The following is a 13,277-nucleotide window of genomic DNA, read 5'->3' on the forward strand; positions in this document are numbered from 1 at the left end:
CTCGATCACCGGCACGCCGGTGACGCTGGTGCAGAACGGGGCGGGCGAAGTCGACGGCAAGGATGGCCTTGGCCATACCGTCTTCACGCTGACGGTCGACGCCACCGGCAAGGTGACGATGACCGAACTGCGCGGCGTGCATGAAGGCTCGGGCGAGACCCCCGACACCAGCGAGGGCACCCTGCTGGGCGCCGGCCTGGTGTCGGTGACCGCGACCGTGACCGACAATGACGGCGACAAGGCGAGCGCCAGCATCGACCTGGGCGGCCAGATCACCATCCATGACGACGGCCCCTCAATCACGCTGAGCGGGGCGGCGGCGCCGATACTGAATGTGGACGAAAGCTATTTGGCGAATGGCTCGACGCCAAACGCGGCTCTGACGGCAGTTACGGCCGCCTTTGCGGGGATGTTCACCGTGGTGCAGGGCGCCGATGGCGCCACCACCAGCTACGGCGTGAGCGTCTCCTCACAAGGCGTGACCTCCAACCTGATCGACTCAGCCACGGGCCAGGCAGTGGTGCTGACGCAGAGTGGCGGCACTGTTTCGGGCTATGTCACAGGCCACAGCGGCGATGCCGCCTACCTGGTGTTCACACTCGCGGTCGATACAGCAAGCGGCCAGGCGACCCTGACAGAGTTCCGCGCGGTGCATGAGAACACCGCCGACAATCCGACCGACACCTCTGAAGGCATCAGCCTGACCTCGGGCTTGGTGACGCTGACGGCGACGGTGACTGATGGGGATGGCGACAAGGCCTCGCAGTCGCTCGACCTCGGCTCCAAGGCCACCTTCCATGACGATGGCCCGGTCTTCAACTCCGTCATGGACGCGATCGTGGCCAACCAGGCCGGTGCCAGCTTCACCGGGCTCTACAGCGCGGCTTTTGGCGCCGATGGGCTTGATCACCTGTCGCTCGCACTTCAAGGGAGTGGAATGTACAGCGGCAGCGCGGTCAATTTCGTCCAGAGCACCAGCTCGGGCGTCACGACCGTTCAGGTCCAAGACGCAACCACGCACGCTGTGGACTTCACTTTTTACTACACCGAGACCCTACAGGCCGACGGCGGTGTGGTGATGCATGCCTATTCGAATCCGAGCGATCCGGCAGGGAGCGCCTTCTTTACCCTAGATCTCAATGCGAACGGCACCTACGACTACACCTTGAACTCACCGTCGGTGATAACCACGACAACGGTGACCGGAGATTCGGCATTCTCGTCCTCCGGTGGCAGTCAAAATTCGCTCACCTCGCCGGACGGACAGCTGATCATCACCGGCGATCTCAACGGCGCTGGGGCGCAGGTCAAGGCTTCCGCCGTGGGCATCGCGGTCGGCAGCACCGGACAGCAGATGGATCCGCATGAGACCCTGCACCTCAACTTCACGCAGAACCAGACGACCGTCAGCTTCGTCCTCAACAAATGGAGCGGTAACGGTGTCGCCGACGTCCAGTTCCATGTTCTCGACAATGGCGGCTCCGTCAGGGACTTCGATCTTCAGATCACAAAGCCCGCGACCGACGTCACGATCAAAGTCGTTGAGACCGCGGACAACACCCTTTTGACCACCAATGGCGGCGTGGCGTTCAACGCGGCGACCAGCACCTATACGCTGTATGTCAATCACGCCTACGACGACATCAACGTCACCTATGACCATGTGGTCAGCGGCAACCCGACATTTGCTTTCAACAACATCACCTATGGCGAGGTGACGACGATCCACGATCTCACGATGAATTTCGGCCTGTCGGCAACCGACCACGATGGCGATACCTCGACGCTTTCCGATCCGCTGACGATCGCCACAACCTCCTCGCTGACGCTCGACGCGCATAATGCGGCGTTTGCCCCAGTCGACGGAAATGACGGCGTCGTCATTTCCGGCGGCGCCGGCAACGACATTCTTATCGGCGGTGACGGCAACGACATTCTCTACGGCGGCGGTGGAACGAACAATATGACGGGCGGCGCAGGCGCCGATACGTTCAAGCTCGACCATCTCGACATCAAGGATCTGATCGCCGACTACCATGGCGCCGAAGGGGACAAGATCGACTTGAGCGCGCTGTTCGACAAGGCGGCGGCCGGCAACATTGCCGACTATGTGCATTATAACAGCGCAACCAGTACTTTGAGCGTCGATACCAGCGGCTCCGGCAACGCGGTCAACTTCGTGGATGTCGCCGTGCTGCAGAATGCGCCTGCCGCCGGCACGATCAACATCCTCTACGACGACACGAACCACGTGCAGCACACGGCCACGATTTAGCACTTATGCATGGCCGTGCTGGCATGCTACATATTAGCGAAGAATAAAATGGCGGTTTGGAGAGGGACTTAAATGAAGCGTTGTGCAAAAATGCTGGCTTCGGCCGCACTGCTGCTGCTGGCTGGATCGACGAGCTTCGCGGCAGACATCATAGGGGAACCGGTAGGCGACTATTGCCGCGTCGTGGGGACGTCCAACCTGGTGCTGAACGACAACATCGTCGATCTCAAGGCCCAGGTGGTCAAGCTGATGGACGAGTCGGTCGCCGTCGCCAACAGTTCGGAGTGGATCAATTCATCCCGGCCTGCCTTCGTCTGGGCATCGGAAGCCAAGGTCGCCTGCGGCATGGCCTATGGCTATCTGAAGACGAACTACAAGGACGAAGACACGCTCAACAAATGCGAGTGTTTCCACGACCGCATGGTCGAGTACATGCACTGAGCGGATGGGCCGCGCCTGTTGGCCACCATGATTGTCAGTCGGATCAATCTTGAGGGCGATCGCCGCAACGGTCGCCTTGGTCTGTTTGCAACCAAGGCGCCGACCGTGCCCCTTGGAAAGCCAGACGGATCATAGTGCCGAGAGCCGCTTTTCGGGCGACTAAAGAACCGCAAGACGGCACGGCAAGTCCGCCGTAACATGGATTGAGGACCAGACCGGGTCATACCCGGCGGCAGACAGGGTGGGGCGATCATGGAAGCAGGCCGGCAGGTCCGCAATCCCTGGATTTGGGCACTAGCCCTGGGGCTCGCCATGACAGTGTCGGGGTGCCAGTCGAAGGGCGGCGTTTCGGAAGTGCTCGACCCGGCAACGATCGCCGCGCCCGCGGTCCAGAACAACGCCCCCGGCACCGGTCCGGCACCGGCGGCCCAGTCGCTCGGCACCGGCTCGACCAAAGTCACGATGTTGCTGCCCTTGTCCGCCTCGGGGACGTCAGGAGAAACCGGCCGCAAGATGCGCGACGGGGCCAGGCTGGCGATGACCGATATCGGCAATGGATTGCTGACGCTGACGATAGAGGACACGAAAGGCGACAGCGCACAGGCCGGCAAGCTGGCGGTGCAGGCGATCACGACGGGATCCAAGGTCGTCATCGGTCCGACCGAGCTGCCGGCGGCCCAGCATATTGCCACGCTGTCGGGTTCGAAACGTCCACCGGTCCTGGCGCTTGCCGACAATTTCGCGGGCGGCGCCGGGGTTTATGCCGTGCGCCTCAGCGAAGCCGACAGCGCCGCGGCGGGTGCCGCGGGGCTCGCCGCGAAGGGCCGCAAGAAGTTCGTGTTGCTGGTCGCGGAAGGCTCGAACGCCAGCGTCGTGGAGAAGCGGGTGGCGAACGGCCTCAGCATCTATGGCGCGACGCTGGCGGTCACTCTGCCCTATTCGGCCGGCGACGGTGGCGCGAAAGCGATCGATCAGATGGGCTCGATCGTGGACGCTCCCGACGCGGTCATCGTTGCCAGCGGCGACGGCAGCCCCGCGGCTGTCCTTGCCGCCCTCAAATCAAAGGGCATTCCAGGAAAGGCGGTTTCGGTGGTCGGAACGGACCGCTGGCTGGAGCACCCCATGGATCCGCTGTTCGAGGGAGCATACATCGCCACGCTCGATCCCGGTGAAACCGGACCGATCGCCGACCGCTTCAGGACGACATACAACTACCCGGCCGACGTCGATGTGGCCTATGCCTATGATATGGTCGCCCTGACGGCGGGGATTGCCAGCGCGGTCGGACCTGATGGCTTCAGCAAGCAAGTCCTCGAAAACCCGAACGGCTTTCGCGGATCGACAGGTTTGTTCCGCTTTCGCGCTGACGGTTCCAGCCAAAGATCGATGCCATTCTATCGGATAGAAAAGGGTGCGCTCAAACTGGTTGCCAAATCGACGTCGGGTTTCTGACCGGCTGCCGGCGGGACGTTGCTCGAACGCAGCACTCGCCTGATGGGCCGGCATGCCCGCCTCGCGATCGCGAGTCTTGAGCTCGTGGTCGGAATTGTCCTGATCATGCGGGCCGGGGCCTTGCTTTCTCTCGACCGGCCCGTCCCCGCGCCATCCTTCGCGCAATCCTTGGAAACTGCCGGCAAGCCGGCACATCAGGCAGATGCGGCCATTCGCATCAAACAATTACAGGAACCGGCCCGCCGGATCGCCGAGAGCCTGATCGCCCCGCCGCCGGTTGATGCATCGGAAATCGAGCGGGTCGAAGCGCGGCCGCCGCTCGGAGACCTGGGACTGGCTGTCCGTCCCAAGACACCGATGCCGAAGGACTGGCGCGAAACCCGGCTCTACAGCCCGATCGCTACATCGTCGGCGACGTTCGTATCGATGGGGTGGAAGGTGGCCATCAGCGGGGCTCAGGACATCGACGTCGACCAGACCTGTTCGTTTCGCGACGAGGCCTGGCCCTGCGGCCAGCGGGCCCGCGCGGCCTTCAATGCCTGGCTGCGGGGCCGCGCGCTCAACTGTTTTCTGCCGCCGGAAACCGAGCGTTTCGCCATCGCCGCGCCGTGCCGGCTGGGCAAGCAGGATGTCGGCGCCTGGCTTGTCGCCAATGGCTGGGCGAAGGCGCTGCCGGGCGGCATCTACGGCAAGGCGGAAGCAGTTGCCAGGGATGCCGGGATGGGTGTCTTCGGGCCGCCGCGATAGAGCAATCACAGGAAAGGTGTGAACGGCCTTGCGTCCGTAATTGCGTCAACGCCGAAGTCGCAGATGGCAGGGACAGATCGACCGCGTCAGGCGACGATTGTTCAGCAATCCCACGTTTCACCTGACCGTCAAGGCGCTGGGTTCCCGGCAAACCGGCTCGTCCGGAGCCTGGCGAATACCCATTCGACCCTTTTTTCATCAAATTGTACGGTTCGGCGAAACCGAAATTACGGCAGGCAGGCCTTATACCAGCCGACCTGACAGGAGATTGGCCAAATGACGAGACCGATGGCGACCACCACTGCCCAGCCCTGGAAGCACGTTGCATGGCTGGCATTCCTGGGAACCGCCGGGAGCCTCGGCCTTTCCGTTGGCCTCAACTACCTGCTCTTGTTCAGCGATGCGCTGACGCCGTTTGGCCGCAGCATGGTCACCGCCGGGCTGCTGCCGGTGATCATCGGCCTGCCTCTGTTCGCGCTGATCGGCTGGAACCGGGCCGAAATCCGTCGCTACCAGCAGGAACTCAACAGGTCCGGGACCTATGACGGGCTGACGGGCTGCCTGAACGGGCCGGTTTTCACGTCGATGGTCGAACGGCGGGCGGCCAGGCGATCGGGACCAGGACCGCGCTCGGGCGCCTTCCTGATCATTCATCCCGAACACCTTCGGTCCATCAACATGCGCTTTGGCCTCGAATGGGGCGACGAGGCCTTGCGGCTCATCGTCTCGACCATTCAATCATCGGTGCGCGAGGAGGATCTGATCGGACGCATCGGCGCTTCGATGTTCGGGGTTTTCCTCGCTGGCGCGACCGAAGCAGAGGCCGAGGAAATCGGCGAGCGTATCCGGAGGCGTGTCGCGCAAGTCTATTTCGCGCCCAAGGGAACCGAGGATGTCCTCGCCATCAAGGTCGGCGGCGTGATGCTGGAGAACGAGATGGAGTTCTCGGACATGTTCCGGTCCGCCGAACAGCACCTGTCCGACGCGCAGGATGAAGCCGGCTTCGAACTGGCGCATCTCAACAGCTGAGAACAGCCGGCGCGCCAGAGCAGGCAATTGAAGAAACCAGAGGAACTGGTGCTGCGAGAGAGGATTGAACTCTCGACCTCTCCCTTACCAAGGGAGTGCTCTACCACTGAGCTACCGCAGCCGCCGATGGCGGGGCTTCTGCCATATCGAACCGGCAAGCGCAAGGCCAAGAACAACGCTTCTGTGAAAGCCTTTGCCGGATGGCTTTCAATGACATGGCGGCGCCACAATGTTGGCTATCCCTGAATGGGGTATCGGCTATGAGCCAGCCGGGGCGGAACGATGGGCGACAAGGCAAATCCAGCGAAAAAAGGCGGCACGGACCGCAAGGACCGGCTCGCCGAGCAGTTGCGCGCCAATCTGCAGAAACGCAAGGCGCAATCGCGCTCGCGCCGTATCGGCGAGGCCGACCAGCGGCCGGATGGGCTCGCTTCGGCAAAGGAAATGCAGAAAGATTAACTCAAATCGGCCACTCTTGGCCCGGGGCGGGCGAAATCCTATTTCTTGAACCAGAGTGGCCAATGGTCTAGACGGGCCGATACTCAAACGATTGAACCGGCTTTTTTGGCCGAGAGGGACGTTTTCCATGGATCGCATCAGAATTGTTGGCGGCAACAAGCTTGCCGGAAGCATTCCGATCTCGGGCGCGAAAAACGCGGCCCTGCCACTGATGATCGCCTCGCTTTTGACCGACGACACGCTGACGCTCGAAAACGTGCCGCATCTGGCCGATGTCGAGCAGCTGATCCGGATTCTCGGCAATCACGGCGTCGATTACTCGGTCAATGGCCGCCGCGAAAAGCAGAATGAAGGCTATTCGCGCACCATCAACTTCTCCGCCCGCAACATCGTCGACACGACGGCGCCTTACGAGCTGGTGTCGAAGATGCGAGCATCGTTCTGGGTGATCGGGCCGCTGCTGGCTCGCATGGGCGAGGCCAAAGTGTCGCTGCCCGGCGGCTGCGCCATCGGCACGCGCCCGGTCGACCTGTTCCTCGAAGGCCTGCAGGCGCTCGGCGCCGATCTCGACGTCGACACCGGCTATGTCATCGCCAAGACCAAGAATGGCCGCCTGATCGGCAACCGCTATGTGTTCCCCAAGGTCTCGGTCGGCGCCACCCATGTGCTGATGATGGCGGCTTCGCTGGCCAAGGGCGAGACGGTGCTGGAAAATGCCGCCTGCGAGCCCGAAATCGTCAACCTCGCCGAATGCCTCAACGCCATGGGCGCCAGGATTTCCGGCGCTGGCACGCCGACCATCACCATCGACGGCGTCGAATCGCTGTCGGGGGCGCGCGTGCGCGTCATCCCCGACCGCATCGAGACCGGCACCTATGCCATGGCCGTCGCCATGACCGGCGGCGACGTCGTGCTCGAGGGGGCGCGGCCGGAGCTGCTGCAGACAGCGCTGGACGTGATTTCGCAGACTGGCGCGGAGATCACGCAGACCAATTCCGGCATTCGCGTCAAGCGCAACGGCGCCGGCATTTCGCCGGTCGACGTGACGACGGCGCCCTTCCCGGCCTTCCCGACCGATCTGCAGGCGCAGTTCATGGGCCTGATGACCATGGCCAAGGGCAAATCGCGCATCACCGAGACGATCTTCGAGAACCGCTTCATGCACGTCCAGGAACTGGCCCGGCTCGGCGCCCACATCACGCTTTCGGGCCAGACGGCGATCGTCGACGGCGTGGCGAAGCTGAAAGGTGCGCCGGTCATGGCCACCGATCTTCGCGCTTCGGTGTCGCTGGTCATCGCCGGCCTTGCTGCCGAAGGCGAGACCACGGTCAACCGCGTCTACCATCTCGACCGTGGCTTCGAGCGGCTGGAGGAAAAGCTGTCCAACTGCGGCGCGGTGATCGAGCGAATTTCCGCCTGACGATCGGGCGGCGGCAACCTCGAAGGAGAGTGCTCCGTACGGCCTGATCGCCCCTGCCAATATCCAAACTCGAGGCAATTGCCTCGGGCTGAAGTCGTGTCGCGGTTGCACCCGCCGGAAAGACCGCATAACAGAAGGCCCAAGAGTCAACCTTCAGGTGCGAAATCCGCATGGCAGCCCTCAAGCTCATCGCGCTCGACGACCAGGATCTGAGCATCGTTTCGGCCCATGTCCAGGACGCCGTGCTGAAAGTCAGTGACATGGAATTCCTGCCCGCGGCCAAGCGTTTCGTGTTGACCATGAACCGTTTCGTCTGGGAGGCGAAGTCGGGCCTGTTTCGCCAGCACAATGAGCGGCGGCAGGCCGTGCTGCATTTCGACCGGGTGCTGGGCGCCAAGACCAACGGCATCGCCCGCGACAAGCCGGCCGAGGTGCTGTCCCTGCTGGCGATCAGCTTCATCGAGATCAGTAAGCCCGCTGGCATTGTCGAGCTGATCTTTTCGGGCGGCGGCACCATCATGCTCGATGTCGAGTGCATCGAGGCTCGCCTCGCCGACATCGGCGGCGCGTGGGAAGCCACGTCACGCCCCGTCCACAAGGCTTGAGCGACCGATGGCCATCACGCTCCGCCAGTCCGACGCCGATTTCGAGCAGCGCTTCGCCGCCTTCCTGACGACCAAGCGGGAAGTATCCGCCGATGTCGAGGCCGCGGTGCGCGAAATCATCGCGCGGGTACGCGCCGAGGGCGATGCGGCGCTGCTCGACTATTCCAGCCGATTCGATCGCGCCGACTTGAAGAGCGTCGGCATTGCCGTCTCGAAGGCCGAAATCGCCCGCGCCTATGACGGCGCCGATGCGCAGACGATCAAGGCGCTCGAATTCGCGCGCGACCGCATTCGCGCCTATCACGAGCAGCAGCTTCCGAAGGACAATCGCTATACCGATGCCGCCGGGGTGGAGCTCGGCTGGCGCTGGACGGCGATCGAGGCCGTCGGCCTCTACGTGCCGGGCGGCACCGCGAGCTATCCGAGCTCGGTGCTGATGAATGCCATACCGGCCAAGGTTGCCGGCGTCGACCGCATCGCCATCTGCGTGCCCGCCACCGGCGGCGCCATACCGCCGCTGGTGCTGGTGGCCGCCGATCTTGCAGGCGTCAGCGAAATCTATCGCGTCGGCGGCGCCCAGGCGATCGCTGCCCTCGCGTATGGCACCGAAACGATAAAGCCGGTGGCCAAGGTGGTCGGCCCCGGCAATGCCTATGTCGCGGCGGCCAAGCGCCAGGTGTTCGGCACGGTCGGCATCGACATGATCGCCGGCCCTTCGGAAGTGCTCGTGGTGGCCGACGGCAACAACAATCCGGACTGGATCGCGGCCGACCTGCTCGCCCAGGCCGAACACGACGTGTCGGCGCAATCGATCCTGATCACCGACGATCCGGCCCTCGGCAAAGCGGTCGAACAGGCGGTCGAACGCCAGTTGCAGAGCCTGCCGCGCGGCGAGACGGCGGCGGCGAGCTGGCGCGATTTCGGCGCGGTGATCGAGGTCGCGACCATCGAGGCCGCGCTGCCGCTGGTCGACCGCATCGCGGCCGAACATGTCGAGTTGGCCATCGACGATGCCGAAGGCTTCCTGGCGCGGATGCGCAATGCCGGCGCCGTCTTTCTCGGCCGCCACACGCCGGAGGCCATCGGCGACTATGTCGGCGGCTCCAACCACGTGCTGCCGACCGCGCGCTCGGCGCGCTTCTCGTCTGGCCTGTCGGTGCTCGACTTCGTCAAGCGCACCTCGGTGCTGAAACTCGGGCCGGAGCAATTGCGCCTGCTGGCGCCGCCGGCGATCACGCTTGCCAAGGCGGAAGGCCTCGACGCGCATGGCCGCTCCGTCACTATCCGGCTGAACATGTAGGCTGGGATGACGGGCTCCGGTCATAGCGCAAAGCTGATCGATGTCGAACTCGATGAATCGATCGGCCGTTCGACGCCCGATGTCGAGCATGAGCGGGCGGTGGCCATCTTCGACCTGATCGAAGAGAACAGTTTCCAGCCCGTCAACGACAGCGGCGCCGGTCCCTACCGGCTGAAACTGTCCCTGGCCGAGCAGCGCCTGGTCTTCGCCGTGGCGCGCGAGGATGGCACCGCGGTCGTCACTCACATCCTGTCGCTGACGCCGCTCCGGCGCATCGTCAAGGATTACTACATGATCTGCGAAAGCTATTACGACGCGATCCGGTCCTCGACGCCGAGCCATATCGAGGCGATCGACATGGGCCGGCGCGGTTTGCACAATGAAGGTTCGCAGACGTTGATGGACCGGCTCGCCGGCAAGATCGACATCGACTTCGACACGGCGCGACGGCTGTTCACGCTGGTCTGCGTGCTGCACTGGCGGGGTTAGCCCTGGTACCCGGCGCCCTGCCCCGCTCGATCCTGTTCCTGTGCGGCATGAATGCCGTGCGCTCGCCGATGGCCGAGCAACTGGCGCGACGGATGCTGCCCGCCACCATTTTCGTCGCCTCGGCCGGCGTGCGCGCCGGCGAGCGTGACCCGTTCGTCGACGCGGTGCTGGCCGAGGATGGCCTGACGCTGGGCGAACGCCATCCCAGGACGCTGGACGACCTCGAGGACGACTATTTCGACCTGATCGTCACGCTGGCGCCGGAGGCGCACCATGCCGCGCTGGAGCTCACCCGCTCGCTCGCCGTCGAGGTCGAATACTGGCCGACACAGGACCCGACCGGTGCCGGCGGCACGCGCGAGCAGATCATGGCGGCCTACCGCGACGTGCGCGAGCGGCTGAAGTTGCGCATAAGCCGACGTTTTCTGCCTTCAGACGCAAAAAACGCAACGGATTAAGCGTGTTCACAAGCGCACGATTATCATATAGGTTCCGCCGAAATTCCGGCTAGAGTCGGATGATTTCAGGTCTGTTCGACCTGGTATCTGAATCCGCCTCTAGATCAAAGAAATAGAGCGCCGGAACTGCCATCCAAGCAAAGGTATCGAATGCCGAAGGAAGAAGTCCTCGAGTTTCCGGGTGTCGTGACGGAATTGTTGCCCAACGCGATGTTCCGGGTAAAGCTCGAAAACGAACACGAAATCATCGCCCATACGGCCGGCCGCATGCGCAAGAACCGCATCCGCGTGCTGACCGGCGACAAGGTTCTGGTCGAGATGACGCCATACGACCTGACCAAGGGCCGCATCACCTACCGCTTCAAGTAAGATCAAGGCCCGACTGGTTCGCGATGAGCATTTTGCAGAAGCTGGTGCTTGCCTCGGGTTCGCCGCGCCGCATCGAACTCTTGCAGCAGGCCGGCATCGAGCCGGACCGGATCCTGCCAGCCGATATCGACGAAACGCCGCTGCGTGCCGAGCATCCACGTTCGCTGGCCAAGCGGCTGTCGAAGGAAAAGGCCGAGAAGGCGTTCGCGTCGCTGAAGGCAGAGACGGAGCATGCGCCAAGCTTCGTGCTGGCCGCCGACACGGTGGTCGCGGTCGGCCGGCGCATCCTGCCCAAGGCCGAAACGCTCGATGATGCCGCCAACTGCCTCGGGCTGTTGTCCGGCCGTTCGCACCGTGTCTATTCCGGCATCTGCCTGATCACCCCGGGCGGCAAGCTGCGCCAGCGGCTGGTCGAGACGCGGGTGCGTTTCAAGCGGCTGCCCCGCGAGGAGATCGACGCCTATGTCGCCTCGGGTGAATGGCGCGGCAAGGCCGGCGGTTACGCCGTCCAGGGCCTCGCCGGCGCCTTCGTCGTCAAGTTGGTCGGCTCCTACACCAACATCGTCGGCCTGCCGCTCTATGAGACGGTAGCGCTGCTATCGGGCGAAGGTTTCAAGACCCATCAAAGTTGGTCGTCGGCGCGGCCATGAGCCTCGACGACAAGGTCACGCCGCTGCGGCCCAAGCGCCCTTGCCCCGAATGCGGCAAGCCCTCGGCGCGCGAAACCTATCCATTCTGCTCGACGCGCTGCAAGGACATCGACCTCAACCGCTGGCTGAAGGGCGCCTATGTCATCAAGGCCCGCGACGACGAGGAAGAGCCCGACACCGACGAGCCGAAATGAGGCAGAAGCCGCTGGATCAGGCGGCTTCCGTCTTGCGCTTCACGCGTGCCCAGGCCGGCAGCCAGTCGCCGTGAGCGGCGAGCAGATCATCGACCAGTGACCAGATCTGGTCGAGATCGAGTTCGGCCGCCGTGTGCGGATCCATCATCGCCGCGTGGTAGATATGCTCGCGGTTCTCGCTCATCAGCGCCCGCACCGCCAATTCCTGGACGTTGATGTTGGTGCGCATCAGTGCCGTCAGTTGCGGCGGCAGGTCGCCGATATAGGTCGGCTGGATGCCGGAGGCATCCACCAGGCATGGCACTTCGGCGGCGCAATCGCGGGGCAGCGAGGTGATGCAGCCATTGTTGCGGACATTGCCGTAGATCACCGACGGCTCGCCGGTCCAAACCGAGTTCATGATCGAGGAGGCATACTCCCTGGACTCCTCGACCTCGATGCGCTGCGCCGAGTTGTAGGCCTGCGCCTGGTCTTTCCAGCGCTCGATCTGTTCGATGCAGCGCTTGGGATATTCATCGAGGGGGATGCCGTATTTCTCGATCAAATCTGGGCGGCCATCCTTGATGAAATAGGGCGTGTATTCGGCGAAGTGCTCCGAGCTCTCAGTGACGAAATAGCCGAGCCGGGTCAGCATCTCGTAACGCACCTTGTTGGGGCAGCGCGGGTTCCAGCCGGGCTTTGGCGCGCGGCCTTCACGGTAGGCGCGCACGAGATCCGGATAGAGGTCGCGATAGGATCCGTCCGGCTGGCGATGCTCGAACTTCAGATAGAAGGCCATGTGGTTGATGCCGGCCGAGCGGTAGCGGATCTCGTCATAGGGAAGGTCGAGATCATGCGCCAGTTCCATCGCCGTGCCCTGCACCGAATGGCAGAGGCCGACCTGCCGGATGTCAGGATATTTCTCCGCTATCGCCCAGGTGTTGATCGCCATCGGGTTGACGTATTGCAACATGATCGCCTCGGGGCAGACGGCGAGCATATCCTCGCAAATCTTCCATAGATGCGGCACGGTCCTGAGGCCCCGCATGATGCCGCCGACGCCGAGCGTGTCGGCGATGGTCTGGCGCAGGCCGTATTTCTTCGGCACCTCGAAGTCGGTGACGGTACAAGGCTCGTAGCCACCGATCTGGAAGGCGACGACGACGAAATCGGCGCCCGTCAACGCCTTGCGCTGGTCAGAATAGGTTTCGGCCTTCGCCTTCACTCCAAGCGTGGCGATCAGCTTGTTGACGACGACGGCGCTCTCTTCCAGCCGCTGCGGATTGATGTCCATCAGCGCGATCGTCGCGCCCGAAAGTGCCGGCCGCTGCAGCACGTCGCCGACGATGTTCTTCATGAACACCGTCGAGCCGGCGCCGATAAAAGTGATCCTGGGATTTCTTGCCATGC

General features: G+C 63.4%; 15 protein-coding genes and 1 tRNA gene. 14 read left to right on the plus strand and 2 right to left on the minus strand.

Features of this window, described 5'->3' with window-relative positions; translation table 11 throughout:
* The 5 genes from A3AU_RS1000000140835 to A3AU_RS0130440 all read left to right on the plus strand — a co-directional run.
* The coding region (locus A3AU_RS1000000140835; protein WP_027056255.1) for a DUF5801 repeats-in-toxin domain-containing protein at positions 1 to 2,275 on the plus strand (2,275 nt) is incomplete at its 5' end.
* A gap of 72 nt (positions 2,276 to 2,347) precedes the next feature.
* Positions 2,348 to 2,716: a hypothetical protein gene (locus A3AU_RS0130425; protein WP_027056256.1), complete on the plus strand. Its 369-nt coding sequence runs from the start codon at positions 2,348 to 2,350 to the stop codon at positions 2,714 to 2,716.
* 252 nt (positions 2,717 to 2,968) lie between these two features.
* The gene (locus A3AU_RS0130430; protein WP_027056257.1) at positions 2,969 to 4,168 is read left to right on the plus strand and encodes a type 1 periplasmic-binding domain-containing protein; all 1,200 of its coding nucleotides are present in this window, start codon (positions 2,969 to 2,971) and stop codon (positions 4,166 to 4,168) included.
* A 42-nt stretch (positions 4,169 to 4,210) separates the two neighbouring features.
* Entirely contained in the window at positions 4,211 to 4,915 is a 705-nt protein-coding gene (locus tag A3AU_RS0130435) for a thermonuclease family protein (protein ID WP_027056258.1), read from the plus strand.
* 276 nt (positions 4,916 to 5,191) lie between these two features.
* Entirely contained in the window at positions 5,192 to 5,944 is a 753-nt protein-coding gene (locus A3AU_RS0130440; RefSeq protein WP_027056259.1) for a GGDEF domain-containing protein, read from the plus strand.
* 46 nt (positions 5,945 to 5,990) lie between these two features.
* Here A3AU_RS0130440 and A3AU_RS0130445 read toward each other — a convergent pair.
* A tRNA-Thr gene (locus tag A3AU_RS0130445) sits at positions 5,991 to 6,065 on the minus strand.
* Between the two features lie 161 nt (positions 6,066 to 6,226).
* Between A3AU_RS0130445 and A3AU_RS1000000140005 the strand changes: the two genes are divergently transcribed.
* The 9 genes from A3AU_RS1000000140005 (at position 6,227) to yacG (ending at position 11,888) form a co-directional block, all read left to right on the plus strand.
* Positions 6,227 to 6,403, plus strand: a complete 177-nt coding sequence (locus tag A3AU_RS1000000140005; protein ID WP_081294253.1) for a hypothetical protein — start codon at positions 6,227 to 6,229, stop codon at positions 6,401 to 6,403.
* A gap of 127 nt (positions 6,404 to 6,530) precedes the next feature.
* Positions 6,531 to 7,823 carry a UDP-N-acetylglucosamine 1-carboxyvinyltransferase gene (gene murA, locus A3AU_RS0130455; RefSeq protein ID WP_027056260.1) on the plus strand — a complete coding sequence of 431 codons (1,293 nt, stop codon included), beginning with the start codon at positions 6,531 to 6,533 and terminating at the stop codon, positions 7,821 to 7,823.
* A 170-nt stretch (positions 7,824 to 7,993) separates the two neighbouring features.
* Positions 7,994 to 8,428, plus strand: coding sequence for a DUF2948 family protein (locus tag A3AU_RS0130460; protein WP_027056261.1), 435 nt, complete (start codon positions 7,994 to 7,996; stop codon positions 8,426 to 8,428).
* Positions 8,429 to 8,435: 7 nt separating this feature from the next.
* Positions 8,436 to 9,728 carry a histidinol dehydrogenase gene (hisD, locus tag A3AU_RS0130465; protein ID WP_027056262.1) on the plus strand — a complete coding sequence of 431 codons (1,293 nt, stop codon included), beginning with the start codon at positions 8,436 to 8,438 and terminating at the stop codon, positions 9,726 to 9,728.
* Between the two features lie 6 nt (positions 9,729 to 9,734).
* On the plus strand, positions 9,735 to 10,217 hold the full coding sequence (locus tag A3AU_RS0130470) for a UPF0262 family protein (protein ID WP_027056263.1): 483 nt from the start codon (positions 9,735 to 9,737) through the stop codon (positions 10,215 to 10,217).
* Positions 10,205 to 10,675 carry an arsenate-mycothiol transferase ArsC gene (locus tag A3AU_RS0130475; protein ID WP_081709724.1) on the plus strand — a complete coding sequence of 157 codons (471 nt, stop codon included), beginning with the start codon at positions 10,205 to 10,207 and terminating at the stop codon, positions 10,673 to 10,675. Before A3AU_RS0130470 ends, A3AU_RS0130475 begins: the two co-directional genes overlap by 13 nt.
* A 150-nt stretch (positions 10,676 to 10,825) precedes the next feature.
* A complete protein-coding gene (infA, locus tag A3AU_RS0130480) occupies positions 10,826 to 11,044 on the plus strand; it encodes a translation initiation factor IF-1 (protein WP_006200926.1) in 219 nt (72 codons plus the stop codon).
* Positions 11,045 to 11,067: 23 nt separating this feature from the next.
* A complete protein-coding gene (locus A3AU_RS0130485; RefSeq protein ID WP_027056265.1) occupies positions 11,068 to 11,694 on the plus strand; it encodes a Maf-like protein in 627 nt (208 codons plus the stop codon).
* Positions 11,691 to 11,888, plus strand: a complete 198-nt coding sequence (yacG, locus tag A3AU_RS0130490; RefSeq protein ID WP_027056266.1) for a DNA gyrase inhibitor YacG — start codon at positions 11,691 to 11,693, stop codon at positions 11,886 to 11,888. The genes A3AU_RS0130485 and yacG overlap by 4 nt, the downstream gene beginning before the upstream one ends.
* 16 nt (positions 11,889 to 11,904) lie before the next feature.
* On the opposite strand, the gene melA is transcribed toward yacG, so the two are convergent.
* A complete protein-coding gene (melA, locus tag A3AU_RS0130495) occupies positions 11,905 to 13,275 on the minus strand; it encodes an alpha-glucosidase/alpha-galactosidase (protein ID WP_027056267.1) in 1,371 nt (456 codons plus the stop codon).
* Positions 13,276 to 13,277: the final 2 nt, after the last annotated feature.

Origin of the sequence: Mesorhizobium erdmanii USDA 3471, assembly GCF_000472705.1 — a bacterium.
Classification (GTDB): domain Bacteria; phylum Pseudomonadota; class Alphaproteobacteria; order Rhizobiales; family Rhizobiaceae; genus Mesorhizobium; species Mesorhizobium erdmanii.

Coding starts and splice junctions, on each gene's coding strand:
- A3AU_RS0130425 (WP_027056256.1), top strand. CDS start 2,348: ATGAAGCGTTGTGCAAAAATGCTGGCTTCGGCCGCACTGCTGCTGCTG.
- A3AU_RS0130470 (WP_027056263.1), top strand. CDS start 9,735: ATGACGGGCTCCGGTCATAGCGCAAAGCTGATCGATGTCGAACTCGAT.
- melA (WP_027056267.1), bottom strand. CDS start 13,275: ATGGCAAGAAATCCCAGGATCACTTTTATCGGCGCCGGCTCGACGGTG.
- A3AU_RS0130430 (WP_027056257.1), top strand. CDS start 2,969: ATGGAAGCAGGCCGGCAGGTCCGCAATCCCTGGATTTGGGCACTAGCC.
- yacG (WP_027056266.1), top strand. CDS start 11,691: ATGAGCCTCGACGACAAGGTCACGCCGCTGCGGCCCAAGCGCCCTTGC.
- A3AU_RS0130435 (WP_027056258.1), top strand. CDS start 4,211: ATGGGCCGGCATGCCCGCCTCGCGATCGCGAGTCTTGAGCTCGTGGTC.
- A3AU_RS0130460 (WP_027056261.1), top strand. CDS start 7,994: ATGGCAGCCCTCAAGCTCATCGCGCTCGACGACCAGGATCTGAGCATC.
- A3AU_RS0130485 (WP_027056265.1), top strand. CDS start 11,068: ATGAGCATTTTGCAGAAGCTGGTGCTTGCCTCGGGTTCGCCGCGCCGC.
- infA (WP_006200926.1), top strand. CDS start 10,826: ATGCCGAAGGAAGAAGTCCTCGAGTTTCCGGGTGTCGTGACGGAATTG.
- hisD (WP_027056262.1), top strand. CDS start 8,436: ATGGCCATCACGCTCCGCCAGTCCGACGCCGATTTCGAGCAGCGCTTC.
- A3AU_RS0130440 (WP_027056259.1), top strand. CDS start 5,192: ATGACGAGACCGATGGCGACCACCACTGCCCAGCCCTGGAAGCACGTT.
- murA (WP_027056260.1), top strand. CDS start 6,531: ATGGATCGCATCAGAATTGTTGGCGGCAACAAGCTTGCCGGAAGCATT.
- A3AU_RS1000000140005 (WP_081294253.1), top strand. CDS start 6,227: ATGGGCGACAAGGCAAATCCAGCGAAAAAAGGCGGCACGGACCGCAAG.